Source organism: Stenotrophomonas sp. PFBMAA-4 (assembly GCF_030053215.1).
GTDB lineage: Bacteria > Pseudomonadota > Gammaproteobacteria > Xanthomonadales > Xanthomonadaceae > Stenotrophomonas.
This window is the reverse complement of record NZ_JASGBW010000002.1, coordinates 14,308-38,766: the sequence shown is the minus strand read 5'-3', so window position 1 is coordinate 38,766 and position 24,459 is coordinate 14,308. Positions and strand designations below refer to the sequence as shown.

Genomic DNA, 24,459 nt, shown 5'->3' with positions numbered 1-24,459 from the left:
CTCCCCACCTGCCGACAAGGAGTACCGCATGAAGCTGCTGAGCGCATTGCTGTGGTCGTCGCTGCTGGCCACGATGGCCCCCTCTGCATGGGCGCAGGCCAACACCATTCCCTCGCAGCCACACCTGCTGGTGAAGGGGCAGGGTACCCGCACGGTGATGCCCGACCGGTTCGGCCTGCAGTTGAACATCGAAGAAACCGACATGGACGCCGACGCCGCGCGCCGCCGCGTGCAGGACAACGTCGCCCGCGCGCTGGCGCTGTTCAAGCAGAACAATGCGGTGGAAGGCAGCGTGCGCGCGGACAACCTGCGCATTGGCCCGGCGACGCGCTATGAGCAGAGCCGGCAGGTCTTCATCGGCACCCGCGTGTCGCGCCAGCTGCGTGCCAGCTTCGCCAGCGTGAAGGCGATGCAGGACGTGCTGGGGGCGCTGAAAGCCAACGAGAACGTGCAGGTCAGCAGCGTCGCCCCCTCCTATTCGGGCGAAGTGGCGCTGCGACGCGAACTCAAGGGTGAGGCGGCGGCACAGACGCGCCAGTCCGCGCAGGGCCTGGCCAAGGCCTACGGCACCCAGCTGCGCGGGCTGTACAGCATTTCCGATGTGGCGCCGAACTTCGCCTACGGCATCCAGGCGGGTCGATGGCCGGCGTCGGACGAAGGGGATGAGGTCGATGTTCCCGAGCCGCGCGCGAACGACATCACCGTGACCGGCAGTGCCGCGCCCAGGGCGCCGGAATCCCTCGAAGCCGGCCCCATCACCTACACCGAAAACGTGTACGCCATTTTCCTGATAAGCGACGGAACCTGACCATGTTGTGGATGATCGACAACTACGACAGCTTCACCTACAACCTCGTGCAGTACCTGCAGACGCTGGGCGCCGAAGTGAAGGTGGTGCGCAACGATGCGATGAGCGTGGACGAGATCGCCGCGCAGAAACCCGAGCGCATCGTCATCTCGCCCGGCCCGTGCACGCCCAACGAAGCGGGCGTGTCGCTGGAGCTCATCGAGCGCCTGGGCCCGACCACGCCCATCCTCGGCGTGTGCCTGGGCCACCAGGGCATCGGCCAGGTCTACGGCGGCACGGTCATCCGCGCCGGCAACATCATGCATGGCAAGACCTCGCCCATCCGCCATGAAGGCAAGGGCGTGTTCGCCGGCCTGCCGGACCGTTACCAGGCCACCCGCTACCACTCGCTGGTGGTGGACAAGCACAGCCTGCCCGACGCGCTGGAAGTGACCGCCTGGACCGAGAACGAGGACGGCTCGATCGAAGAGATCATGGGCCTGCGCCATCGCCAGTTCCCGGTGGAAGGCGTGCAGTTCCACCCCGAATCCATCCTCACCGAACACGGCCACGCCCTGCTGCGCAATTTCCTGCAGCGCCCGGCGGCCTGATCCAAGGAGCATTCCCATGAGCTTCTCCCCCCAGGAAGCCCTGCAACGCACCATCGAGCACCGCGAAATCTTCTTCGACGAAATGGTCGATCTGATGCGGCAGATCATGCGCGGCGACGTCTCGCCGATGATGACCGCCGCCATCCTCACCGGCCTGCGGGTGAAGAAGGAAACCATCGACGAGATCGCTGCGGCGGCCACGGTCATGCGCGAATTCGCGCTGGCGGTGCCGGTGGCCGACAACACCCACCTGGTCGACATCGTCGGCACCGGTGGCGATGGCTCGCACACCTTCAACATCTCCACCTGCGCGATGTTCGTCGCCGCCGCCGCCGGTGCGCGCGTGGCCAAGCACGGCAACCGCAGCGTGTCGTCCAAGTCCGGCAGCGCCGATGCGGTGGAAGCGCTGGGTGCGGCCATCGAACTGCAGCCGGCCCAGGTGGCCGCCGCGATCGAACAGACCGGCATCGGCTTCATGTTCGCGCCGATCCACCACCCGTCGATGAAGGTCGTCGCGCCCGTGCGCCGCGAGATGGGCGTGCGCACCATCTTCAACATCCTCGGCCCGCTGACCAACCCGGCCAGCGCACCGTCGGTGCTGATGGGCGTGTTCCACCCCGATCTGGTGGGCATCCAGGCGCGCGTGCTGCGCGAGCTGGGTACCGAGCGCGCCATGGTGGTCTGGGGCCGCGACAACATGGACGAGATCTCGCTGGGCGCCGGCACCCTGGTCGGCGAGCTGCGCGACGGCAAGGTGCGCGAGTACGAGATCCACCCGGAAGACTTCGGCATCGCCATGTCGGCCAGCCGCAACCTGCGCGTGGACAGCCCGGAGCAGTCGATCCAGATGTTGCGCGCGGTGCTGGACAACACCCCGGGGCCGGCGCTGGACATCGTGGCCCTCAATGCCGGCGCCGCCCTGTACGTGGCCGGCGTGGCCAGCGACATCGGCGACGGCCTGGCCCGCGCCCGTGCCGCCATCGCCAACGGCAGCGCCCGCCAGCGCCTGCAGCAGTACGTTGATACCACCCGCGCGCTGGTTGCCTGAGCGCGCGGTTCAGCCTGACCCACCCGATGGCCGATAATGGCCGTCCTCACCGCCCCCGCATTGAACCGACGACGATGAGCGACATCCTGCAGACGATCCTGGCCCGCAAGGCCGAAGAAGTGGCCCAGCGCCGCGCCCAGCGCCCGCTCGAGGCGTTGCAGGCCGCCTTGGCCAGCGCCCCGCCGGTCCGTGGCTTCGTGCGCGCCCTGCAGGCGGCCGTGGCCAACGGCGACCCGGCGGTCATCGCCGAAGTGAAGAAGGCCAGCCCCTCCAAGGGCGTGATCCGCCCGGACTTCCGCCCGGCCGACATCGCCGTCAGCTACGAATTCGGCGGTGCCAGCTGCCTGTCGGTGCTGACCGACGTGGACTTCTTCCAGGGCGCCGACGCCTACCTGCAGCAGGCCCGCGAGGCCTGCACGCTGCCAGTGCTGCGCAAGGACTTCGTGATCGACGCCTACCAGGTGTACGAGGCGCGCGTGCTGGGCGCCGACTGCATCCTGCTGATCGTCGCCGCGCTGGACGACACCCAGCTGGCCACCCTGTCCGAACTGGCGCTGTCGCTGGGCATGGACGTGCTGGTGGAAGTGCACGACATCGACGAGCTGGAGCGCGCGCTGCAGGTGCCGGCGCCGATGATCGGCATCAACAACCGCAACCTGCGCACCTTCGAAGTCTCGCTGCAGACCACCCTGGACATGCAGAAAGCGGTGCCGCGTGACCGCCTGCTGGTGACCGAAAGCGGCATCCTCGGCCCGCAGGACGTGGCCCTGATGCGCGACGCCGGCATTCACGCTTTCCTGGTCGGCGAGGCCTTCATGCGCGTGGAAGAGCCGGGCGAGGGCCTGCGTCAGCTATTCTTCGCGGCATGACAACGCACTATCCAACGCCGCGCGAGGATGCGCCGCTGGTGGTCTTCGACTTCGACCACACCCTCTACGACGGCGATTCGGGCACCCACCTGTTCGCCTCGCTGATCAAGCGCAACCCGCTGCGCATGCTGGCCGCGCTGCTGGTCACGCCGATCGCCGGGCCGATGGTGGCGATGCTGCCGACCCGCCGTGCCGGCATTTCGGTCTATGTGTGGATCGGCAGCTTCGGCCTGCACCGGGCGCGTGACTTCAACAAGGTCATCGACGCCTACGTGCTGCGCAACGAGGCGCAGATGCGCGCCAAGCTGCTGCCGCAGGCGCTGGAGGTGTTCGCCGCGCACCGGGCCAAGGGCGACCGCGTGGTGGTTGCCACCGGCGCGCCGCCGGAGCTGGCCCGCGCCATCCTGGCCTTCGTGGCCCACCAGGACGTGCCGGTGATCGGCACCGAGGTCGGCCCGCGGCTGGGCGGTGTTGGCCCGACCCGGCACTGCCACAACGAAGAGAAGATGCGCATGCTGCGCGAGCGCGGCTATGGGCAGATCGACATTGCCTACTCCGACAGCACCGCTGACCTGCCGCTGCTGCTGGCGGCCAAGGCACCGGTGGTGGTGAACCCGAAGCCGGGCAAGGTGGACTTCTTCCGCCGCGTGCTGCCGGCCGGTACCCGCATCCTCAACTGGGGCTGCGTGGACCGCGGCGGCGAGAAGGCCTGAGCCCATCGCACGGTGATGGATTCGCCGGGCGTGGCCCGGCGCTACCGATGCGGCCAGGGGTAGCGCCGGGCCATGCCCGGCGATCAATCAGCGCCCCAGATACCCGAACAGCGCGTGGCCGATCTGGAACAGGCTGATGGCCAGCACCAGCACGCCCACGGCAATAAGCACCCAGCGTTCCTTCAGCCGCTTCACCAGCAGCGCCGCCACCGGGGCGGCCATCATGCCGCCGATCAGCAGGCCGGCCACGATCTGCAGGTGATGCAGCCCCATCGACATCAGGAAAGTGGCTGAAACCGTCAGGGTCACCACGAACTCGGACGCATTCACCGTGCCGATGGTGGTGCGCGCCTGGCCGCCGCGGGCGAGCAGGGTGGAGGTGGCCACCGGGCCCCAGCCACCGCCGCCGCTGGCATCGAGGAAGCCGGCCACGAAGCCCAGCACGGGCACGCGCTTGACCTCGCCCTTGGGCATCAGCCGGCCAGCGGCACGGGCCAGGATAATGATGGCCAGCACCAGCAGGTAGAGGTAGATCAGCGGGCGGATCACGTCGCCGGGCAACTGGGTCAGCCCGTAGGCGCCCACCGCGCCGCCTATCGCGCCGGGTATGGCGAGGCGGAAGAACAGGCGTTTATCGACATTGCCGGCGACGAGGTGCGACACACCGGAGGCGCCGGTGGTGAACACTTCGGCGGTGTGGATGGCCGCACTGGCCTGTGCCGGCGGGATGCCCATGGCGAGCATCACCGACGAGGACACCAGGCCGAAGGCCATGCCCAATGCGCCATCGACCAGCTGCGCGCCCAGGCCGATGAGGATGAACCACCAGAATTCGCTGCTCAGTTCCATGCACCGAGCCTAGCCCAGCAGGTTGCGCAGGAGCCGTGTAGAGCCGAGCCCATGCTCGGCTGCCGTTGGCACACAGCAGCCGAGCATGGGCTCGGCTCTACACGGTTGCCCCAGCAATCAACGGGTGCCGTACAGCACCACGGTCTTGCCGCAGGCCGTCGGTCTGCAGCTTCTTCAGCACGCGGCCGGCCATTTCGCGCGAGCAGCCGACCAGGCGCGCCAGTTCCTGGCGCGAGACGCGCAGCTGGCTGCCCTGCGGGTGGCTCATCGATTCCGGCTCCTGGGCCAGATCGTGCAGGGTGCGCACGATGCGGTCGGTCACGTCCAGGAACGCCAGGCGGCTGGCCTTGCGGCTGGTATCGAGCAGGCGCTTGGAGATCTGCTGGCCCAGCGCGTACAGCAGGCGCGGGGCATCGGCCGAGAGCGGACCCAGGAACAGCTGATGCAGGCGCTCGTAGCTGATCTCGGCCAGTTCACAGGCGGTGCGCGTGCGCAGGATCACCTCGCGGCGGTCCGACTCCACGAACAGGCCCATCTCACCGACGAACTCGCCTGCGCCGAAATAGCCCAGCACCAGCTCGCGGTCGTCATCTTCCTCGGCCATGATCGAAACCGAGCCGCTGATGACGTAATACAGGGTCCCCGCCGGGTCTCCAGGGCGGAAGACGTCGGTCCGGGTGGGGTATCGCCGCCGATGGCTGTGAGCCAGGAAACGGTCGATTGTGGCGATGTCCAAGGCCAATGGGCTGCTAGCTAGGCGCACGGTTGACACGATAGGGGCGCTCCCTCTGCGCATGAACGGATTCACAGGTTCGATGGCGGAGCTTAACCAGCGCACCTGTTAAGGGCAAATAGTGTGCCAGAGTCGTGAGCTCTTCACGTTCCCCCCGGGGGCACTTTGCCCCATAATTCACCCTTTCCCTTCTTACACAGGAATCGACCGCCGTGGTCAAGCCGTTGCCTCGCCTGAGGTTGCAGGGTTTCAACAACCTCACCAAGGCGCTGAGCTTCAACATCTATGACGTGTGTTACGCGCGCACCGAAGAGGAGCGTCAGCGTTACATTGAATACATCGATGAAGAGTACAACGCCGACAGGCTGACTCAAATCTTGACCGATGTCGCCGAGATCATCGGCGCGAACATCCTGAACGTGGCCCGCCAGGACTACGATCCGCAGGGTGCCTCGGTGACGATCCTGATCTCCGAAGAGCCGGTGATCGACAAGAAGCAGGCCGGCAAGGAGCTGATCTCCGATGCCGTGGTCGCGCACATGGACAAGAGCCACATCACTGTCCACACCTACCCGGAGACCCATCCGCAGGAAGGTATCGCGACGTTCCGTGCCGACATCGACGTGGCCACCTGTGGCGTCATTTCGCCGCTGAAGGCCCTGAACTACCTGATCGAGAGCCTGGAATCGGACATCGTGATCATGGACTACCGTGTCCGTGGCTTCACCCGCGATGTGAAGGGCAAGAAGCACTACATCGATCACAAGATCAACTCGATCCAGAACTTCCTGGCCAAGAACATCAAGTCGCGTTACGAGATGTTCGACGTCAACGTCTACCAGGAAAACATCTTCCACACGAAGATGCACCTGAAGGACTTCGACCTGGACCAGTACCTGTTCGAGGAAAAGGCCAAGAACCTGTCGTTCAAGGAACGCATGAAGATCGAAGCGCTGCTCAAGCGCGAGATCGAAGAGCTGTTCCACGGCCGCAACCTGTCCGAGTAAGACCCGTGCGCGATGCCCTCCGGCATCGCCACCCAGGCGGGACGACCCGCCCCGTGGAACGCGCTTTTCGCGCAGTTTGCAGTTCCACGGTGATGTGCCGACCCACGGCCCGGTGTGAAAACACCGGGCCGTTTTGTTTCTCTTCAACAAGGTGAGGAGCCCCCACCCATGCCCTGGATCTACCTGCTGCTGGCCGGCCTGTTCGAAATCGGCTTCGCGCTCGGGATGAAGTACTCCGAAGGCTTCAGCAAGCCGCTGCCCACTGCTGCCACCGTGGTGTCGGCCCTGATCAGCCTGTACCTGATGAGCCAGGCAATGAAGGCCATCCCGGTCGGCACGGCCTATGCCATCTGGACCGGCATCGGCGCCATGGGCGTGGCGGTGCTGGGCATTTTCCTGTTCAACGACAGCGCGTCGCCGGCGCGCCTGGCCTGCGTGGGCCTGATCGTGGCCGGTGTGATCGGCCTGAAGCTGGTGTCGCCCAATTAAGGCGACCCGACGGCCCGACCAACGGTCGGGCCCCACCGCACCTTTGGTAGGCCCTCACCGTTGGTGGGGGCGGCCGTTCAAATGCGGTAGGCGATGTGCTTCATCACCTTCGACGCCAGGGCCATCGCGCCCGGGATCGGGAACGGCAGGCGGCGGGCGCCGGCCTGCTCGGCGTGCTCGGCATGGCGGGCCTCGTCTTCCTTCATCACCCGGATGACCGCGCGGCTGCGCAGGTCGCCGGCCGGCAGGTCGACCAGGTGCTCGTCCAGGTGGGCTTCCACCTGACGCTCGGTCTCGACCACGAAGCCGAGGTTCCAGCCATCGCCGCGCAGCCCGGCCAGGGTGCCGATGGTGTAGCTGCCGGCGTACCACAGCGGGTTGAAGAGGCTGGGGCGGCTGTCCAGCTCGGCCAGCCGGGTGGCGCACCAGGCCAGGTGGTCGGTTTCTTCCTGCGCCGCTTCCAGCAGGTGCTCGCGGGTGGAGGGGTCACGGGCGACCGCGGCCTGGCCGAAATACAGGCCCTGCGCGCAGACCTCGCCGACGTGGTTGATCCGCATCAGGCCAGCGGCATGGCGGCGCTGCGCCGTGTCCATGCCCGGCTCGCCGGTTTCGGCCGCCGGGTAGGGGCGTGATGCCGGCGGGTTGCCGAACACCGTGTCCAGGGCGCGCTGCGCCTCGGTCAGCAGATGGTCCAGCGGGGTGGTCTGGCGGAGCACGGTCATGGCGGCATGGGTGGGGCGGGGGGACCCCCGATTCTCGCCCGGCCCCGGTTCTCTGCCAACCCGGTACAGGGGGCGGCTTGCGCCGGGGCGCCCGGGTGAGTACAATCCCGCCTCTTACGCTTCACCTTTTCACAACGCGTGGCAGAGTTCCGGCGAGCCTTTCGCCGCAATGAGCCCGACCTAACCTAGAGTTCTTCATGAGCACTTTCACTGCCAAGAACGAGACCGTCCAGCGCGACTGGTACCTCGTCGACGCCGAGGGCAAGACCCTGGGCCGTCTCTGCACCGAGCTGGCCCGCCGTCTGCGTGGCAAGCACAAGCCGGTCTACACCCCCCACGTTGATACCGGCGACTACCTGGTCGTCATCAATGCAGAAAAGATTGCCGTCACCGGCAAGAAGCTGCAGGACAAGATGTATCACCGTTTCACCGGTTACATCGGCAACCTGAAGACCGAATCCCTGGCCCAGGCGCTGGAGCGTCACCCGGAGCGCGTCATCGAGACTGCCGTCAAGGGCATGCTGCCGAAGGGCCCGCTGGGTCGCCAGATGTACCGCAAGCTCAAGGTCTACGCCGGCACTGAGCATCCGCACGCCGCACAGCAGCCGCAGGTTCTGGATATCTAATCATGGCTATCACTCAAAACTACGGCACTGGCCGCCGCAAGTCCTCCACCGCTCGCGTGTTCCTGCGCAAGGGTACGGGCAACATCACCGTCAATGGCCGTCCGCTGGACGAGTTCTTCGGTCGTGAGACCGCGCGCATGATCGTGCGCCAGCCGCTCGAGCTGACCAAGAACACCGAAAGCTTCGACATCCTGGTCACCGCCGCTGGCGGCGGCACCACCGGCCAGGCCGGTGCGATCCGTCTGGGCATCGCCCGTGCTCTGGTCGAGTACGACGAAACCCTGAAGTCCGAGCTGCGCAAGGCTGGCTTCGTGACCCGTGACGCCCGTGAAGTCGAGCGTAAGAAGGTCGGTCTGCACAAGGCCCGCCGCGCCACCCAGTTCTCCAAGCGCTGATTTACCGCGCCTGGTTGGGCTCCTTCGGGAGCCCGCTGGTTGGAAAAGCAAAAGCCCGGCTTCGGCCGGGCTTTTGTCGTTTCGGGGGAGTGCATTCCCTGGTTGCCGGCCAGCGGCCGGCACTACCCGTCTTTTTGCATGTCCGACCCTGGACTCCTCTCTCCAGAGAGGCGCGGGGATCAGGTGGAATGCGTGACCAAATTAAAAAGAAAAAGGCCTGATCTTTCGATCAGGCCTTTTTCTTTTTAATCTGGCTGCCCCTGATGGATTCGAACCACCGATGCCTGAGTCAGAGTCAGGTGCCTTACCGCTTGGCTAAGGGGCAATGTAACGAAAAACTATTTTGTCACTTTTCACGCTGAAAAACAACTTGATTTTCAGTGTGGTGGCTATGGGTGGACTCGAACCACCGACCCCAGCATTATGAGTGCTGTGCTCTAACCGGCTGAGCTACATAGCCTCGGTGAGCCAGCTATTCTGCTCATGTGTATCGGGCCTGTCAACACTTTTGTGCCGAGCTTGTGGGCCGACAGACGGCATGGGATAGTCCCGACCAGTAGATTTTCTTAGGAGTCCGCATCGTGATCGATCCGGACGGCTATCGACCGAACGTCGGCATCGTGCTGATGCGGCAGGACGGGCAGGTGTTCTGGGCACGACGCGTGCGCCGGGATGGCTGGCAGTTCCCGCAGGGTGGCATGAACACCGACGAGACCCCGGTCGAGGCCATGTATCGTGAACTGCAGGAAGAGACCGGCCTGCTGCCCGAGCACGTAGAAGTGCTGGGGGCGACACCGGGCTGGCTGCGCTACAAGCTGCCGGCCCGGGCCATCCGCCGTAACGAGCGGCAGGTCTGCATCGGCCAGAAGCAGGTCTGGTTCCTGCTGCGCCTCACCGGCGATGAATCGCATGTGCGGCTGGACCATACCGACTCGCCCGAGTTCGACAACTGGCGCTGGGTCGATTTCTGGTACCCGGTCGAGCACGTGGTGATGTTCAAGCGGGGGGTCTATGCGCGTGCCTTGCGCCACTTGGCGCCGTTGGCGCGCGGGGTGGCCGGGCAGGGGGTGACCGCCATGCCCAAGACCGCGGCCGAGGCCTGGATGCCGGGCAATACCGCAGGCCACGACCGCCCCCGCAAGCGCCCGCGCAGCAAGGGTTACTGGCCACGCAAGGCGCAGGGCGACGCGCCCGCCAGCTGAGGGGATGAACGGTAGCGAGAATGGTTCAGGTCTCTGATTGACAACCATTCTCGTTTCCATTGGAATGGGCACCAGGCCGCTTCTGGCCTGTCAGCCCGGTTCCCGCCTGTGTACGTCTGCATCTGCAACGGAGTCACCGACCACCAGATCCGCGAGGCCGCCAGCCATGGCGTCACCACGGTGGGCGAGCTGACCATGCGTACCGGTTGCGGCGCCACCTGCGGTTCCTGCCTGGACATGGCTGGTGATCTGCTGGCCAAGGCCATGGCCACCCACGACCTGCCGCTGCCCGTTCTCGGCCTGCAGGCTGCCTGAGCCGTACCCCGCGGCGCCATGACGCCGCGTCCCTGACGTTCCGCCACTGGCCGCACAGGCCAATGCGCACGATTCGCGTTCCTTCACGCGCGCCTTCAAAGCGATACAGTGCCCGCGTTCTCAGCGCTAGGAGCCAGCCATGAAAGGCGACGCCAAGGTCATCGAATTCCTCAACAAGGTCCTCTTCAACGAGCTGACCGCGATCAACCAGTACTTCCTGCACGCCAAGATGTTCAAGAACTGGGGCATCAAGGAACTGGCGGAGTACGAGTACAAGGAATCGATCCACGCGATGAAGCGCGCCGACGCGCTGTCCGACCGCATCCTGTTCCTTGAAGGCCTGCCGAACTTCCAGGCGCTGGGCAAGCTGCGCATCGGCGAGAACCCGCCGGAAATGCTGCAGTGTGACCTGTCGCTGGAACAGGACGGCGTGGTGGTGCTGCGCAACGCCGTGGCTTACGCCGATTCGGTGGGTGACTACGTGAGCCGTTCGTTGTTCACCAGCATCCTCGATGCCGAGGAAGAGCACATCGACTGGCTGGAAACCCAGCTGGACCTGGTCGAGCGCATCGGCGAGCCGAAGTACCTGCTGAGCAAGCTGGAAGACTGATTCAGCCTGTAGAGTCGAGCTTGCTCGACTGCGTCTTCCAACAGCAGCCGAGCATGGCTCGACTCTACAAAACGGTAGTCGAGCAAGCTCGGCGCTACCGTTCCTGGGCCAGGTAGCCGGTCAGCGCCACGCGTGCGCGGGCGAACTCGGCCACCAGCAGCGCCACTGCCACGGCGGGGCGCTGCAGGCTGCCGGCGCGGGCTTCGTGCTCGATGCGCCGGGCGACGGCCGACAGTGACAGTGCGCCGACATTGGCGCTGGATGACTTGAGGCTGTGCGACAGCGCCTGCAGGCGCTCGATGTCGTTGCCCTGCGCAGCCTGCTGCAGGGCCTGCACCATCGCGGGAGCATCTTCGAGGAACACGGCCACGATCTGCAGTGCGGCCGCTCCGATCACCGCCTGCAGTTCCTCAAGCACGCTGCGGTCGAGCACCGGCTGCGTCGGCGTGTCTGCTTCGGGCGGCGGAGGTGGAGTCGAGCCTGCTCGACTGTTTTGGGCATGGCGGCAGTCGAGCAAGCTCGACTCTACGATTTCGGGAGCATCGCAACGGTCGACAGCCACAGGCGCTTCGCCCCAGCGCTGCAGCAGCGCATGCAGGGTTTCGCGGTTGATCGGCTTGGACAGGTAATCATCCATGCCGGCCTGCAGGCAGCGTTCGCGGTCGCCGGCCATGGCGTTGGCGGTCATGGCGATGATCGGCAGCCGCACGCGGCCCTGTGCCGCTTCCTCGCTCCGCCATTGGCCGGTGGCGGCATAGCCATCCAGTACCGGCATCTGGCAATCCATCAGCACCACGTCGATACCGCCCTGGCGCAGCGCCACGAGGGCCTGCTCGCCGTCGGCGGCGTTGCGCACCTCGCACTGGAACACCCGCAGCAGCTGTTCGGCCACCATGCGGTTGACCGCGTTGTCCTCCACCAGCAGCACGCGCAGGCCCAGGGGCGGCAGCATCGCCGGTGCCTGGCCATGCTCGGCCGTGGCCAGCAGGGCCGCCGGCCGTACGCTGGCGGTGGGCGTGGCCAGCAGGGCGTGCAGGGTGGCGTCGCTGAAGCCGCCCGGCAACTGCTGCTGGCGGGCCTGCGTGGGCGCGGGCTCGTCCTGCAGCCACAGCACCTGCAGCGTGTCTTCCGTGCCGCGCTCGGCCAGCGTGCGCAGCAGCGTCGCTTCGCCGCCGCGCCGCTGGCGGGCGTCCACCAGCAGCCACGCCGGCGGCGGTTGGCCGGGGCGTGGCGCCGCACGCAGGCGCTCCAGCAGCAGATCGCGTTCGGCCAGCACCTGCACCGGCAGCCCGTGGTGGGCGGCAATGCGTTCCACGCGCGCCTGCAGGGCCACATCGGCACTGTGCAGCAGCAGCGGCGAGGGCGCGCGCGCCAGTGCCGGCAGGTCGCCGGGAATCTTCAGCAGCGGGATCTCGAACCAGAACGTGGCGCCCTGGCCGGGCGTGGACTGCACGCCGATCTGGCCGTGCATCAGGTCGATGATGCGCTTGCAGATGGCCAGGCCCAGGCCGGTGCCGCCGTACAGGCGGGTGGTCGACGCATCGGCCTGGCTGAAGGACTGGAACAGCCGTGACTGCAGCGGGGCGTCGATGCCGATGCCGGTGTCGGCCACTTCGAAACGCAGCTGGTGCTGGGCCGGGCCTTCGCCCAGGCGCTGCACGCGCAGCTGGACCTGGCCGCGTGCGGTGAACTTGATGGCATTGGCCAGCAGGTTGGTCAGCACCTGGCGCAGGCGCACCGGATCGCCACGCACCGGCAGGCGCACGGCAGGGTCCAGCTGCAGGCCGAGCACCAGGCCCTTCGATTCGGCGGCGCGCTGCAGCAGCTGCACCACGCCATCAAGCAGTTCGCGCAGGTTGAAGCTGGTGATCTCCAGCTCCAGCGCCTGCGCTTCCAGGCGCGAGTAGTCGAGGATGTCATCGACGATGCGCAGCAGCTGCTGCGAGCTGACCGATGCGGTGGCCAGCATCTGCCGCTGGTCGTCGCCCAGCGGCCCGCGTGCGATCAGCTCCAGCATCGGCAGGATGCCGTTGAGCGGCGTGCGGATCTCGTGGCTCATGGTGGCCAAGAATTCGCCCTTGGCCAGCGCGGCCGCTTCGGCGGCCTGCTTGGCCTGCAGCAGCTGTTGCTCCAGCTGGCCCTGGCGCTCGGTGGTGCGGCGCAGCTGGTCGCGCTCGCTGGCCAGCACCGTGCGTTCGCGCTGCAGTGCCGCCAGCGCCTGTCCGCGTTGCCGCAGGCGCAGGCCAAGGGCCAGTGCCACGCCGATGGCCAGCACCAGTGCCGCCAGCAGCGTGACCGTCAGCGGCACTCAGAGCACCGCGTTGTGGAAGTCGAAGTTCAGGTCGCTGCCCGCCGACTGCACCATGTTGCCCTGGATGTAGTCCACGCCACCGACCCACATCGCCGCGGCTGCCTGCGGATCCTCGATCTGCTGGCCGATGATCTGCAGACCTGCGGCATGCGCGCGATCGATCGCCCGGCGCAGTTCCTCGCGGGTGCCCGGGTTGGAATGGCTGCTGGAGAAGCGCGCGGCCATGCGCACGAACGAAAGCGGCAGCTGGGTGAGCAGGGCATCGGCTTCACTGCCGGGCTCGAACTGGCTCAGGCAGAAGCGCACGCCGGCACTGGCCATGCGCTGGCAGAACTGCTGCAGCGGCACGGTATGGATGAGCGCGTCGGGCAGGCGCACGTCGATCACCAGCGCGCTGCCGGGCAGGTCGCGCTGCTGCAGCGATTCCAGCAGCCAATCGGTGAAGGCATCGCGCTGCAGCGTGCGCAGCGACTGCGAGACGAACAGGTTCAGCGGCTGCGTCGCGTGGCGGTACAGGTCGAGCAGGCCCATCGCATGCTCCAGCACCTGCTGGTCCAGATCGGCGATGCGGCCGGCCGCTTCGGCCGCCGGAATGACCTGGCCGGCGGTGAGCACGGTGCCATCGGCCTGGCGCAGGCGCAGCAGCAGCTGGTACTGCGCGGTATCACCACCGGCCACGGCCACGATCGGCTGGTAGGCCAGTTCCAGCTGGCCTTCCAGCAGGGCCAGGTGTTCCTGCTCGGTCATCGCCTGGCGATGCACGTGGCCGGCCACGCCGGCGGTGAGCAGGCGCGCCTGCAGGGTGGTGCGTTCGATGGCTTCCAGCGCGCTGTTGGCATCGTCGAAGCCCGGCGACAGCGGCGCATAGCCGACCACGCCACGCAGGTGTACCGATTCATCATCGCGGATGACGAAGGCGCGTGCGGACAGCTGTTCGCGCAGCGCGGCGGCGATGCCTTCCAGGCTTTCCTCGTCGGCACCGCGGGCCAGCAGCAGGAAGCTGTTGTCGTTCAGGCGTGCCAGCAGGTGCGGGTGGCCGGCCTCGGCCAGGCGCTGGCCAGCCTGCACCATCAGCCGCTCGAAGGCGGCGTAGCCATAGCGCTCGCGCAGGCCCAGCGCGCTGGAGATTTCCACGAAGAACACGCCGCCACGGTCGCGCTGTTCCAGTGCGGCGTTGAGCTGCTGCAGCACATGGTGGCGGGTGGGCAGGCCGGTTTCCGGGTTGCTGGTGGCCGGCGCACCGTTGGCGCCGGGCAGGGTGGCGGCCTGTGCGCGGGCACGGCGGATGCGGTTGGCCACGGCCGCGATCAGGTGGCGCGGGCGGATCGGCTTGCTCAGGTAGTCGTCGGCGCCGCTGTCGAGCACTTCGAACTGGCGCTCCGGATCCGGGTCGCCACTGAGGAAGACGATCGGCAGCAGCTGCATGCCCGGCTGCTGGCGGATCATCGCGGTCAGCCGCATGCCATCCAGGCCCGGCAGGTGCAGGTCCATCAGGATCAGGTCGGGGCGCTGTTCGCGGATCGCCTGCTGTACGCCATCGGCGTCGGACAGCACCTCCGCCTGCATGCCGGCACCGTGCAGCACGCTCTGTGCGAACAGGGCCTGGGCGCGGTCGTCTTCGACGATCAGCACGCGGTACGGCGAGTCGGACGGCACCGGGGCATTGCTGCTGTCGTCTGCATCCATCGGCGCGGACGGCAGCGGCGGCGGCGTGGCCAGCCCGTCGGTCGCATCTGCCGGTGCGGAGGGGACCACGGCAAGACTGGGCGCGGCGGCGGCCGGGGCACTGGCCCAGCGCTGCCAATGATCGGCCGGAGGGGTTTCAGCGCGTCCGGGGCGTGCGCCCGCGGGGGATTCATTTGCGGACATCAAAGCTCCTGGTGTTCGCCGCCATTATGCGCCAAGCCCGGCAGTCAGCCGGTGCGTGGTTGGCCTGCAGAGGCCGTGCCGCCAGCACGTGCAAGCCATCGCACGCCCTTCCACAGGGTGCGCCAGACCAGCCACACCAGCAGTGCGCCGGCCAGGCTGCAGGCCAGCACCACGACCAGGGCGATCCAGGGATGGGCCAGTGCCAGTGCCAGGCCGCCGACCACCACGGTGTCCTCGGCGACCGAGGCGACCCAGTTGCTGGCCGGTTCCGGCGAAGTATTGAGCAGCGCACGGGTGCCAGCCTTCAGGCCGTGGCTGGCCAGGGCCACGCCGGCGCCGGCCAGCAGGGTGCCGGTGCCCAGCTGGCCATCGGGCGAGAGCGTGGCGGCGGCCAGGAAGGCGCCGGCCGGTACCCGCGCCAGGGTATGCACGAGATCCCAGATGGAATCGACGCCAGGGATCTTGTCGGCGAAGAATTCGGCGATGGCCAGGGCCGCCGAGGTGCCCAGCACCCACCACGATTCGGTGGCCTGCAGGGCCGGTGGCAGGTCGACCCAGCCGAGCAGGCCGGCCAGGCCGACGCCGAATACGGTGAGGTACACGCGGATGCCGGCCAGCCAGGCCAGCAGGATGCCGATCACGAACAGATGGGCTTCGGTCATGGCGGGGCTCCGGCGACGGAACTGTGCAGGGTGCCACACTATCGGCGATGACGTGGCTGAACACCACCGGCCCCTGACGGCCGGCACCGGGGAAAGCCCCCGTTCCTGTCATACACTAGTCCGTCGTTTGCTACAGGGGCCGTGCTGGTGTCGCCATTGCGAGTCCACGGAGACTACCCATGAACAACCGCCCACCCATGCGCGTACAGGTCCGACTGCCCGGTGCCAAGCCGCAGCCGCTCGACCGCCGCCGCCTGCTGGTCATCGGTGGCATCTGGCTGCTGAGCCTGGTGCTGGCGGTGCTGGGCGGCTGCTGGCTGGGCGCGCCGCGCGATGCCCAGGGGCAGCGCCTGCAGGCGGCCGAGAAGCGCGCCGACACGGTGCAGGCACAGCTGACCGAGCTGCGCCAGAAGCAGGCCACGCTGGAAGCCTCCGACCGCATCAGCCGCGCCGCCAACACCGAGGTGCAGTCCTCGCTGGCCGAGCGCGACGAAGAGATCGCGGGCCTGCGTGCCGACGTGGCCTTCTACGAGCGCCTGGTCGGCTCGACCAGCCAGCGCAAGGGCCTGAACACCCATTCGATCGAGTTCAGCCCCGAATCGGCCGGCACCTGGCAGTACGCCGTGGTGCTGACCCAGAACCTCAACCGCGGGGCCATCAGCCAGGGGCAGATGCGCTTCACCGTGGAAGGCGTGAAGAACGGCAAGCTGGCCACGATCAGCTGGGATGAGCTGCACCAGCGCAGCAAGGTGCCGGGACAGGATTACTCGTTCCGGTACTTCCAGCAGCTCACCGGCAGTGTGATGCTGCCGACGGACTTCACCCCGCAACGGGTGAGGGTGACACTGGGGAGTGGTGCAGGGGGCACCACGCAGGTATTCGACTGGAAACAGGCCGGCGCACCGGCCAGCAAAGGGGAGTAGGCAGATGTTCGGAAACAGCAAATCCAGCCGTGATGGCCAGTTGGTGGTGGATGCCCTGATCGGCAACCAGGTGGTGATCCGCGGTGATGTGGAATTCAGTGGTGGCCTGTACGTGGAAGGCCGCATCCATGGCAAGGTGATCGCCCAGGAAGGCGCCAGCGGCGCGACCCTGACGGTGGCCGAGCATGGCGTGATCGAAGGCGAGATCCGCGCCCAGGTGGTGGTCATCAGTGGCCGCCTCGACGGTGACGTGCACGCCAGCGAGAAGGTCGAACTGACCCCGAGCGCGCGGGTGAACGGCAACGTCCACTACCAGGTGGTGGAAATGAACGCCGGCGCCCAGCTGAATGGCCGCCTGATCCACGCCAGCAGCCCGGTTGCGGCCCTGCCGGCGCCGGAAGGCGAAGGCGAAGCGGCGGAAGGCAAGGGCGGCACCGCCGCGCGCCGCAAGCTGGCCGAGGCGATGGCTTGAAAGCCATCCCCGGCGCCCCCATGCTGAGGCCATGAGCACGCTAGTTTCCCTGCCCGGCGCCACGCCGGCCGCCGCTCCCGACTACCAGTCGCTGGAGCGGCCGCTGAACTTCACCGAATCGGCCGCGGCCAAGGTGAAGGAACTGATCCAGGACGAGGGCAACCCCGACCTGGCCCTGCGCGTGTACATCGAGGGCGGTGGCTGTTCCGGGTTCCAGTACGGCTTCGAGTTCGACGAGAACCGCGCCGAGGACGACCTGGCGGTGCAGACCAGCGGGGTCACCCTGCTGGTTGATCCGCTCAGCCTGCAGTACCTGATGGGCGCCGAGGTGGATTACACCGAGAGCCTGACCGGTGCGCAGTTCGTGATCCGCAACCCGAACGCGAAGACCACCTGCGGCTGCGGCAGCAGCTTCAGCATGTGATGCCGGGCGCGCGGCCAATGCCTCGCGCTGCCGTTGCGCGCAAGACCGACTGATTGCGCACAGCGCCGACCTTGCCACCTGCGGCAATTGGCGGCAGGCTTGTCGGATGCCCAATACTCCTTCGCCGCTTTCCGGTTTCGCCTTCGTGGCCGAGCCGCTGGAGCGCGCCGATGCCCTGCGCGATGATGCCGATGCCCTGGCACGCCTGTGGCCGGATGCGCGCATTCTCGTCCTGGACCAGGACGGCACCGCCTTCACCGATGAGGACGACCAGCCGGTCGCCCTGACTGGCGCCGATATCGGCGGTGGCCCCGGTGCGGCCATCTTCCTCGGCCTGCGCGCGGGCCAGGCCTGGTTCTCCGTCGAAGCGGCCAGCGTTGCCCAGGCCGCACCGCGCCGGCTCGACCTGCGCCAGGCGGCACTGCTGTGGAGCGTGGCCGATGCCACCGCCTTCAGCTATGCCCGCGGCATGTCCTACTGGCATTCGCGCACGCGCTTCTGCGGTGTGTGCGGGGGTGCGGTGGCCTTCGCCCGCGGCGGCTTCGTCGGCCGCTGCGCGCAGTGTTCCACCGAGCATTACCCGCGGGTCGACCCGGCGGTGATCGTCGCGGTGGAAAACCAGGGCCGCCTGCTGCTGGGCCGCCAGTCCAACTGGGCGCCGCGCCGCTATTCGGTGCTGGCCGGCTTCGTCGAGCCCGGCGAGACCTTCGAGCAGACCGTGGTGCGCGAGGTGCACGAAGAGAGCAAGGTGCGGGTGACGTCCTGCCAGTACCTCGGCTCGCAGCCGTGGCCGTTCCCCGGCGCGCTGATGGTGGGGTTCCGCGCGCAGGCGCAGGACGACGTGCCGACCGTCAATGGCGAGCTGGAAGATGCACGCTGGTTCACTGCTGAAGAGGTGGGCGCGGCGCTGGCCCGTGACGTCGAGGACGATGGCGAAGGCATCCGCCTGTCGCCGCCGATCTCGATCTCGCGCGGCCTGATCGAACACTGGTACCGGCAGCAGCAGGGCTGATCGCTGCGGCCGTGCCGGCCGGTGCCGGTGGCCGCATTGCCGCCACCTGAACACGCGCCGGGTTACAGTCGGGTTCATCGCTGAACGCGCCGCTGCGGCAGGTAAGGTAGCGGCGCAGAATGCTTGTTCGTAGGGAGACCTGCCATGTTCACCACCCTGGTCGCCGTGCTGGTGGCGCTGGCCCTGGGCCACGTTGCCCCGGCTGCTGCCGCCTCGCTGCGCCGTTTCGACGGCTTCCGGCGCTGGCTGGGCTGGTTGGACGGGCATGGCGGACGGGCATGGCAGGCGCCGGCCGGCGTGGCGCTGGCGATCGTGCCGCCGCTGCTGCTGATGGCGCTGCTGGCCTGGTTGCTGCGCGGGGTGCTGTTCGGCCTGCCCGGCCTGCTGCTGGGCGTGGCGGTCCTGGCCTGGTGCTGGGGCCCGCGCGACCTCGACCGTGATATCGAAGCGATCATCGATGCCGACGACGCAGCGGGCCGCCAGGCGGCGGTACGCCACCTGCAGGCCGCCGGTGGCAGCCTGCGCGAGGACGTGCCCTCGCTGGTCGAGGCGACCGTGCTCAATGCACTGCGACGCTGGTTTGCGGTGCTGTTCTGGTTCCTGCTGCTGGGCCCGGTCGGTGCATTGGCCTATCGCCTGCTGGCGCTGATGGCCGAGAGCCCGATGCGGGCACGCGTGCCGGTGGAGCCACTGGCGCTGGCACAGCGCCTGCTGGCCTGGATCGAATGGCCGGTGGCGCAGCTGATGGCGTTCTCGATGGCGCTGGTCGGCAACTTCGATACGGCGTGGAAGGCGTGGCGGCAGGCCCATGGCGAGCGCCTGGCCGGTGGCATCGGCTTCCTCGGCGCAGTGGCGCGGGCCAGCGTGAATGCCGAGCTGCGCGAAGAGGCGCATGACTACACCGAAGCGGGCCTGTTGCCGGTATGGCAGCGGCTGCCGGACCTGCGCGATGCGATGAGCCTGGTGTGGCGGATGCTGCTGCTGTGGCTGGCGGTGCTGGCGCTGCTGGTCATCGCCGGCTGGGTCACGTAGATCCACGCCATGCGTGGATGGCGCGGTGCTGCACAGCGCTACGGCGTGTAACGATCGTCGAAGTCGAGGTAATCCTCGTGCAGGCCCTGCACCAGGCGTCCGGTCGGTTCGTCGTTGGCGTCGGTTTCCATCAGCAGCCAGCCGGGCATGCCGTCTTCGCGCATCGCCGGACCTTCATCCACGGCCATCACGAAGCTGTTGCCCAGCGCCTTGCCGTACGCACGCAGCAGCGCGTGCAGGGCCTGCGGATCCACCGCACCGCGCAGTGTGGCCAGTGTCTGTTCCAGTTCCGGGCGATCAAACAGCGCCTCGGACAACGCACTGTCCACATCGTCGGCCAGCGTGTGCACATCGCGCAGCATCAGGAAGCGCGCGAACTGCGGCAGGTTCTCGCCCAGTTCGCTGTTCACCCAGCTGCGCGGATCAGTGCAGCCAGCGGCCTTCATGGCCGCGGTCAATTCATCGCGTCGATCAGTCATCGCACCAGCATAGCCGAGCGAAGTGAGCCGCTTCTGCTTTTGATCTTCTCTTTCTTCCGTGGTGGACGCACACGGAAACTGCCAGAGGCCGGGCCAGGCGCGGTGCCAGTCGACTGACAGTCGACGCTACCTACACCGGTGCCAGCGCAGTGAACGGCGCCCACGGCAGGTTGCGCAGCAGCGCATACCCCGGCAGCACCCACAGCCAGAACTTCGGGTTGGCCAGCAGCCGCATCAACGGATCGAGCGCTTTCATGCGCACGCCCGCCATGTGCAGCAGCATCAGGAACAGGAAGGGCAGGCTGATGACCAGCAGGGGGTTCATCGCCATCGCGCCGGGCAGGTCGAAATGGACCAGCGAGTACAGGCAGCGGGTGCTGCCGCAGCCGGGGCAGTAGAAGCCGGTCAGCGCATACAGCGGGCAGCTCGGCAGCGGATTGCCGGGCACATACGGGTTGACGTGGCGCAGCACCACGGCAGCGCCGGCGGCCAGGCCGGAAGCGGCCAGCAGCGGGGACCAGCGGCCCAGGCGGGAAGGAACGGGAGGTGGAGGCATGCAGGGAGATACGGGACCCGGCGCGCGGCCGGATCCCGTAGCAGGCATCAGTAGCTGCTGCCGCCGCTCAGGGCGCCCATGCCGCCGATGGCCATGATCAGGATGAAGTACAGCACGCCGACGACCAGCGCCGCGATGGCCGACCAGATGGCCCACTTCTTGGCCTTCTCCGACGATTCCTGGGCACCGGCGATGTCACCGGCGGCCAGCTTGCCGTTGACCTGTGCGGCGTAGACGATCGACACGATGCCGGCCGGCAGGCAGCAGAACAGCGTGGACAGGATGGCCCAGACCAGGTGGTTCGGGATCTGCGGGGTAGCGGTATTCATGGTTCAAGCTCCTCGATGGGTGGTGGTGGTGAATCAATGGTCGGAAAGAGCGCCCAGAACGGCCAAGCCGCCGAACAGCCCGAACCACAACAGCAACAGGACCGGCAGCGCCACGGCCGAAGCCGCCGCCCACCAGCCCGCCTTGCGCGATGCAGCGTAAGCCCCGGCCAGATCACCGGCCGCGCGGCGACCATCGACCTGCGAGGCATACACGATCGATACCACGCCCAGTGGCAGGCAGCAGAACAGCGTCGTCAGGATCGCCCAGACCAGATGGTTGGGGATGTAGACCGGACGGCTGGGCTGTGGTGGTTGATTCAAAGCAAGACTCCATTCCTTGGCGGTCGATCTGTCGCAAACAGACCGAACCTCCCCCCCTGTGGGTGCGTAATCTACCGCAACCGGCGGCCCATGTATGCGTTTACATCCCCGCCACGCTTGGCTCGGCAGCAGACGGGGGAGTACGGGAGTGGTTTCCGGGTTCCTGCTTCGGTGCGCAAACGCTCAGGCGTGGTCGCCGCGCAGGGCGCGCACCTGCGCCTCCAGCGCGGGCGCATCGGCGCTGTGGCCGTCCACGGCCGCAGCGGCCACCACCTGCACGGTGGCGCGGAAGCGCCGCGGCACGCGCATGCGGCCCAGGCGCGTGTCGCGCCGGCTCCACATGCTCGACCACATGCCACGCAGGGCCATCGGCACTACCGGCACCGGGCGCCGCTCGAGGATTTTTTCTACGCCGGACTTGAACGGCGCCATGCTGCCGTCCTTGGTCAGCGCGCCCTCCGGGAAGATGCAGACCAGCTCGCCCTCGGCGAGGGCCGCATCGATCTCGTCGAACGCGCGCTGCATCAGCGCCGGGTCTTCGCGCGCGCCGGCGATGGGAATCGCCTTGGCGGTGCGGAAGATCCAGCGCATCACCGGGATGTTGAAGATCTTGTAGTACATGACGAAACGCACGGGGCGCGGGATCGTCGCCGACAGGATCAGCGCGTCCATGTAGCTGACGTGGTTGCAGACCAGCAGTGCGGCGCCCTCGTCGGGGACGTTGGCCTCGATGCCGTGCGGGCGCAGCCGGTACAGCGAGCGCACCATCAGCCAGCTGAGGAAGCGCATCAGGAATTCGGGGACGATGGTGAAGATGTAGATCGCCACGATGGCATTGGCGATGGCCAGCGCCAGGAACTGCTGCGGGATGGACCAGTGCAGCAGCTGGTGCGCGGCCAGCGACAGCAGCGCCGCGGCGACGATGAAGCCGGAATTCTGGATGTTGAGTGCAGCGAACACGCGCGACATCTGCGACTTCGGCGTGCGGCTCTGGATGAGCGCGAACAGTGGCACCACGAACACACCGGTAAACAGGCCGATGCCTACAAGATCGATGACGATGCGCACGCTGCCCGGCTGCTGCAGGAACGCCAGCACGCCCAGGTTCTGCACGGTCGCTTCGCCGGTGCGGGCGAAGTACAGGTCCAGCAGGAAGGCGGTCATGCCGAACGCACCCAGCGGCACCAGGCCGATTTCCACCGTGCGCGCCGACAGCTTCTCGCACAGCAGCGAACCGACGCCGGTGCCCACCGAGAACAGCGCCAGCGCGAACAGGTACAGCTTGGGCTCGCCGCCCAGGTTGACCAGCGCGTAGTTGGGCAGCTGCGAGGTCAGCACGGTGCCGACGAACCAGAACCAGGACACGCCGAGAATGGCGTTGCGCACCGCCTTCTGCTGCCGCGCCATGCGCAGCACCACCAGCGACTCGGGCAGCGGGTTCCAGTTGATCTTCAGGTCGGGGTCGCCGGCGTCGACCCGGGGAATCATGCGCGCGGCGAGATTGCCGCAGATCGCCAGCGCGATGACGGCCGTTGCCGCCACGATCGGACCATGGCTGCCGGCCAGCAGGAACACCGAGCCGCCGATGATCATGCCCGACAGGATCGAGATGGAGGTGCCCATTTCGACCAGGCCGTTGCCACCGGTCAGCTCCTCCGGTTTCAGCACCGAGGGCAGCACCGAGTACTTCACCGGGCCGAACAGGGTCGACTGCATGCCGGTGCAGAACAGCGCCACCAGCAGGAACGGCAGGTTCTCGGTGATGAACCCGATTGCCGCAAGCGACATGATCACGATCTCCATGGTGGTGGTGATCACGATCAGCCGCGATTTTTCCAGTTTGTCGGCGATCTGCCCGGCCAGGGCCGAGAACAGGAAATACGGCAGGATGAAGATGGCCGGCGCCAGCGTGGTGTACAGCGAGCGCTGTTCGTCCGATACGCCCAGGTAGAACAACAGGCCGATGATGGCCTGCCGGTACACATTGTCATTGAAGGCACCCAGCGCCTGCACGATGAAGAACGGCAGGAAGCGGCGCTGGCGGAGCAGGGCGAACTGGCTGTGACCGGACATGGAATCTCCTTGACCGGCGCAGCCTAGCATTCCTGCCTGTCAGGCAGGGCAGTCGAGCAAGCTCGACTCTACGGTGGGTGCGGACCCGGACTCTGGTGGGTGCGGACCGTTGGTCCGCACACCTCGCCCCCCCACCAACGCTTACACGATATCGTCGACCACGCCCCCATCCACGCGCAGGGCAGCGCCGGACGTGGCCGAGGCCTGCGCCGACGCCAGGTAGACCACCATGTTGGCCACTTCCTCGACGGTGGCCGCGCGCTGGATCACCGACGCCGGGCGGTGGGCCATGACGAATTCACGGCCGATCTGCTCCAGCGGCTTGCCGCTGCGTGCGCGTTCTTCCTCGAACATCGCCGCGAAGCCGTCGGACAAGGTCGGGCCGGGCAGCACCGCGTTGACGGTGACGCCGCTGCCGGCCACGCGCTTGGCCAGGCCGCGCGACAACGACAGCTGGGCAGTCTTGCTGACCCCGTAATGGATCATGTCGGCCGGGATGTTGCGTGCCGATTCGGAGGAAATGAACAGCACCCGGCCCCAGCCGGCATCGACCATGGACGGCAGCAGGGCGCGGGCCAGGCGCACGCCGGACATCACGTTGGTCTGCCAGTAGCGTTCCCAGGTGGCGTCGTCGGTGTCGAAGAAATCCTGCGGGCCGAAGATGCCGGCATTGTTGACCAGGATGTCGATCTTCGGCAGGCCGGCCAGCAGGGTGTCCACGCCGGCCGCATCGGAGAGGTCGGCGGCCACGCCGATCACCTCGGTACCGGGCACGGCGGCCAGCAGGCGCTGGCGGGCGCGCTCGGTGCTGTCGGCGCTGCGGCCGTTGATGACCACCGTAGCGCCGGCGGCGGCCAGGCCTTCGGCGATGGCCAGACCGATGCCTGCGGTGGAAGCGGTGACCAGCGCGGTGCGGCCGCCCAGTTCGATCTTCATGGGGAACATCCAGCAAGGGGGAGATTGGCCAGTATCCACCCGACGCTGTGATCGGCACGCAGCGCCAGCTGCAACACAATGGTG

The 24,459-nt window shown here is 67.4% G+C and carries 28 protein-coding genes, 2 tRNA genes and 1 pseudogene; 17 read left to right on the top strand and 14 right to left on the bottom strand.

All coding sequences use genetic code 11. The features are described 5' to 3' along the window. Positions 1 to 28: 28 nt before the first annotated feature. The 5 genes from QMZ26_RS01490 (at position 29) to QMZ26_RS01470 (ending at position 4,028) form a co-directional block, all read left to right on the top strand. Complete coding sequence (locus QMZ26_RS01490) at positions 29 to 808, top strand: SIMPL domain-containing protein (protein WP_283220327.1); 780 nt, start codon at positions 29 to 31, stop codon at positions 806 to 808. Between the two features lie 2 nt (positions 809 to 810). After that, positions 811 to 1,398, top strand: coding sequence for an aminodeoxychorismate/anthranilate synthase component II (locus QMZ26_RS01485; protein WP_283220326.1), 588 nt, complete (start codon positions 811 to 813; stop codon positions 1,396 to 1,398). Between the two features lie 16 nt (positions 1,399 to 1,414). Then, positions 1,415 to 2,446, top strand: a complete 1,032-nt coding sequence (gene trpD, locus QMZ26_RS01480) for an anthranilate phosphoribosyltransferase (RefSeq protein ID WP_108747536.1) — start codon at positions 1,415 to 1,417, stop codon at positions 2,444 to 2,446. A gap of 74 nt (positions 2,447 to 2,520) precedes the next feature. Then, positions 2,521 to 3,315 (top strand): indole-3-glycerol phosphate synthase TrpC, encoded by a 795-nt coding sequence (trpC, locus tag QMZ26_RS01475; RefSeq protein WP_108747535.1) that lies wholly within the window; start codon positions 2,521 to 2,523, stop codon positions 3,313 to 3,315. Next, positions 3,312 to 4,028 (top strand): haloacid dehalogenase-like hydrolase, encoded by a 717-nt coding sequence (locus QMZ26_RS01470; protein ID WP_079223887.1) that lies wholly within the window; start codon positions 3,312 to 3,314, stop codon positions 4,026 to 4,028. The genes trpC and QMZ26_RS01470 overlap by 4 nt, the downstream gene beginning before the upstream one ends. An 87-nt stretch (positions 4,029 to 4,115) precedes the next feature. Here QMZ26_RS01470 and QMZ26_RS01465 read toward each other — a convergent pair whose 3' ends face one another. Next, positions 4,116 to 4,877 (bottom strand): sulfite exporter TauE/SafE family protein, encoded by a 762-nt coding sequence (locus QMZ26_RS01465; RefSeq protein WP_108759043.1) that lies wholly within the window; start codon positions 4,875 to 4,877, stop codon positions 4,116 to 4,118. A gap of 117 nt (positions 4,878 to 4,994) precedes the next feature. After that, positions 4,995 to 5,673: pseudogene (gene crp / locus QMZ26_RS01460) on the bottom strand (cAMP-activated global transcriptional regulator CRP). 149 nt (positions 5,674 to 5,822) lie between these two features. Between crp and speD the strand changes: the two are divergent. Together speD and sugE are read left to right on the top strand one after the other, a co-directional pair. After that, positions 5,823 to 6,617: an adenosylmethionine decarboxylase gene (gene speD, locus QMZ26_RS01455; RefSeq protein ID WP_006473908.1), complete on the top strand. Its 795-nt coding sequence runs from the start codon at positions 5,823 to 5,825 to the stop codon at positions 6,615 to 6,617. 168 nt (positions 6,618 to 6,785) lie between these two features. Continuing rightward, entirely contained in the window at positions 6,786 to 7,106 is a 321-nt protein-coding gene (sugE, locus tag QMZ26_RS01450) for a quaternary ammonium compound efflux SMR transporter SugE (RefSeq protein WP_079223883.1), read from the top strand. Between the two features lie 77 nt (positions 7,107 to 7,183). Here the strand turns inward: sugE and coq7 are convergent, their stop codons facing one another. Beyond that, entirely contained in the window at positions 7,184 to 7,828 is a 645-nt protein-coding gene (gene coq7, locus QMZ26_RS01445) for a 2-polyprenyl-3-methyl-6-methoxy-1,4-benzoquinone monooxygenase (protein WP_283220325.1), read from the bottom strand. Positions 7,829 to 8,025: 197 nt separating this feature from the next. Here coq7 and rplM point away from each other — a divergent pair, with 197 nt between their 5' ends. Together rplM and rpsI are read left to right on the top strand one after the other, a co-directional pair. Further along, positions 8,026 to 8,454 (top strand): 50S ribosomal protein L13, encoded by a 429-nt coding sequence (rplM, locus tag QMZ26_RS01440; protein WP_079223878.1) that lies wholly within the window; start codon positions 8,026 to 8,028, stop codon positions 8,452 to 8,454. 2 nt (positions 8,455 to 8,456) lie between these two features. Then, positions 8,457 to 8,849 (top strand): 30S ribosomal protein S9, encoded by a 393-nt coding sequence (gene rpsI, locus QMZ26_RS01435; RefSeq protein ID WP_079223875.1) that lies wholly within the window; start codon positions 8,457 to 8,459, stop codon positions 8,847 to 8,849. 251 nt (positions 8,850 to 9,100) lie between these two features. On the opposite strand, the gene QMZ26_RS01430 is transcribed toward rpsI, so the two are convergent. Continuing rightward, positions 9,101 to 9,174, bottom strand: a tRNA-Gln gene (locus QMZ26_RS01430). A gap of 58 nt (positions 9,175 to 9,232) precedes the next feature. Then, positions 9,233 to 9,309 (bottom strand) — tRNA-Met (locus QMZ26_RS01425). Positions 9,310 to 9,430: 121 nt separating this feature from the next. Between QMZ26_RS01425 and QMZ26_RS01420 the strand changes: the two genes are divergently transcribed. From QMZ26_RS01420 to bfr, 3 genes are all read left to right on the top strand, one after another. Continuing rightward, positions 9,431 to 10,051: an RNA pyrophosphohydrolase gene (locus QMZ26_RS01420; protein WP_200732464.1), complete on the top strand. Its 621-nt coding sequence runs from the start codon at positions 9,431 to 9,433 to the stop codon at positions 10,049 to 10,051. 108 nt (positions 10,052 to 10,159) lie between these two features. Next, on the top strand, positions 10,160 to 10,366 hold the full coding sequence (locus QMZ26_RS01415) for a bacterioferritin-associated ferredoxin (RefSeq protein WP_200732463.1): 207 nt from the start codon (positions 10,160 to 10,162) through the stop codon (positions 10,364 to 10,366). Positions 10,367 to 10,505: 139 nt separating this feature from the next. Continuing rightward, positions 10,506 to 10,976: a bacterioferritin gene (bfr, locus tag QMZ26_RS01410; protein WP_079223868.1), complete on the top strand. Its 471-nt coding sequence runs from the start codon at positions 10,506 to 10,508 to the stop codon at positions 10,974 to 10,976. A gap of 94 nt (positions 10,977 to 11,070) precedes the next feature. Here the strand turns inward: bfr and QMZ26_RS01405 are convergent, their stop codons facing one another. From QMZ26_RS01405 to QMZ26_RS01395, 3 genes are read right to left on the bottom strand one after another with little or no spacing between them, the layout of a single operon-like run. Then, complete coding sequence (locus QMZ26_RS01405) at positions 11,071 to 13,284, bottom strand: ATP-binding protein (protein WP_283220324.1); 2,214 nt, start codon at positions 13,282 to 13,284, stop codon at positions 11,071 to 11,073. Continuing rightward, on the bottom strand, positions 13,285 to 15,156 hold the full coding sequence (locus QMZ26_RS01400; RefSeq protein ID WP_283220323.1) for an EAL domain-containing protein: 1,872 nt from the start codon (positions 15,154 to 15,156) through the stop codon (positions 13,285 to 13,287). 44 nt (positions 15,157 to 15,200) lie between these two features. Beyond that, entirely contained in the window at positions 15,201 to 15,818 is a 618-nt protein-coding gene (locus tag QMZ26_RS01395) for a DUF4126 domain-containing protein (protein WP_079223863.1), read from the bottom strand. A gap of 179 nt (positions 15,819 to 15,997) precedes the next feature. Here QMZ26_RS01395 and QMZ26_RS01390 point away from each other — a divergent pair, with 179 nt between their 5' ends. The 5 genes from QMZ26_RS01390 to ampE all read left to right on the top strand — a co-directional run bounded on the left by QMZ26_RS01390 (position 15,998) and on the right by ampE (position 19,681). Then, a complete protein-coding gene (locus QMZ26_RS01390; protein WP_283220322.1) occupies positions 15,998 to 16,741 on the top strand; it encodes a DUF6776 family protein in 744 nt (247 codons plus the stop codon). A 4-nt stretch (positions 16,742 to 16,745) separates the two neighbouring features. Continuing rightward, positions 16,746 to 17,213, top strand: a complete 468-nt coding sequence (locus tag QMZ26_RS01385) for a polymer-forming cytoskeletal protein (protein WP_108747526.1) — start codon at positions 16,746 to 16,748, stop codon at positions 17,211 to 17,213. Between the two features lie 31 nt (positions 17,214 to 17,244). Further along, positions 17,245 to 17,637 (top strand): iron-sulfur cluster insertion protein ErpA, encoded by a 393-nt coding sequence (gene erpA, locus QMZ26_RS01380; RefSeq protein WP_108747525.1) that lies wholly within the window; start codon positions 17,245 to 17,247, stop codon positions 17,635 to 17,637. Positions 17,638 to 17,743: 106 nt separating this feature from the next. Continuing rightward, positions 17,744 to 18,649: an NAD(+) diphosphatase gene (gene nudC, locus QMZ26_RS01375; RefSeq protein ID WP_283220321.1), complete on the top strand. Its 906-nt coding sequence runs from the start codon at positions 17,744 to 17,746 to the stop codon at positions 18,647 to 18,649. Positions 18,650 to 18,793: 144 nt separating this feature from the next. Beyond that, a complete protein-coding gene (gene ampE, locus QMZ26_RS01370) occupies positions 18,794 to 19,681 on the top strand; it encodes a regulatory signaling modulator protein AmpE (RefSeq protein WP_283220320.1) in 888 nt (295 codons plus the stop codon). Positions 19,682 to 19,719: 38 nt separating this feature from the next. Here ampE and QMZ26_RS01365 read toward each other — a convergent pair whose 3' ends face one another. The 6 genes from QMZ26_RS01365 to QMZ26_RS01340 form a co-directional block, all read right to left on the bottom strand. Beyond that, on the bottom strand, positions 19,720 to 20,160 hold the full coding sequence (locus tag QMZ26_RS01365) for a hypothetical protein (protein WP_159095384.1): 441 nt from the start codon (positions 20,158 to 20,160) through the stop codon (positions 19,720 to 19,722). 130 nt (positions 20,161 to 20,290) lie between these two features. Continuing rightward, positions 20,291 to 20,716 carry a DUF2752 domain-containing protein gene (locus QMZ26_RS01360; RefSeq protein WP_079223852.1) on the bottom strand — a complete coding sequence of 142 codons (426 nt, stop codon included), beginning with the start codon at positions 20,714 to 20,716 and terminating at the stop codon, positions 20,291 to 20,293. A 47-nt stretch (positions 20,717 to 20,763) separates the two neighbouring features. Next, complete coding sequence (locus tag QMZ26_RS01355; protein WP_079223850.1) at positions 20,764 to 21,045, bottom strand: CD225/dispanin family protein; 282 nt, start codon at positions 21,043 to 21,045, stop codon at positions 20,764 to 20,766. Positions 21,046 to 21,078: 33 nt separating this feature from the next. Next, entirely contained in the window at positions 21,079 to 21,366 is a 288-nt protein-coding gene (locus QMZ26_RS01350) for a CD225/dispanin family protein (RefSeq protein WP_108747523.1), read from the bottom strand. Between the two features lie 183 nt (positions 21,367 to 21,549). Then, a complete protein-coding gene (locus QMZ26_RS01345; RefSeq protein WP_283220319.1) occupies positions 21,550 to 23,439 on the bottom strand; it encodes an MFS transporter in 1,890 nt (629 codons plus the stop codon). Between the two features lie 141 nt (positions 23,440 to 23,580). Then, positions 23,581 to 24,375, bottom strand: coding sequence for an SDR family oxidoreductase (locus QMZ26_RS01340; protein ID WP_283220318.1), 795 nt, complete (start codon positions 24,373 to 24,375; stop codon positions 23,581 to 23,583). Between the last annotated feature and the right edge of the window lie 84 nt (positions 24,376 to 24,459).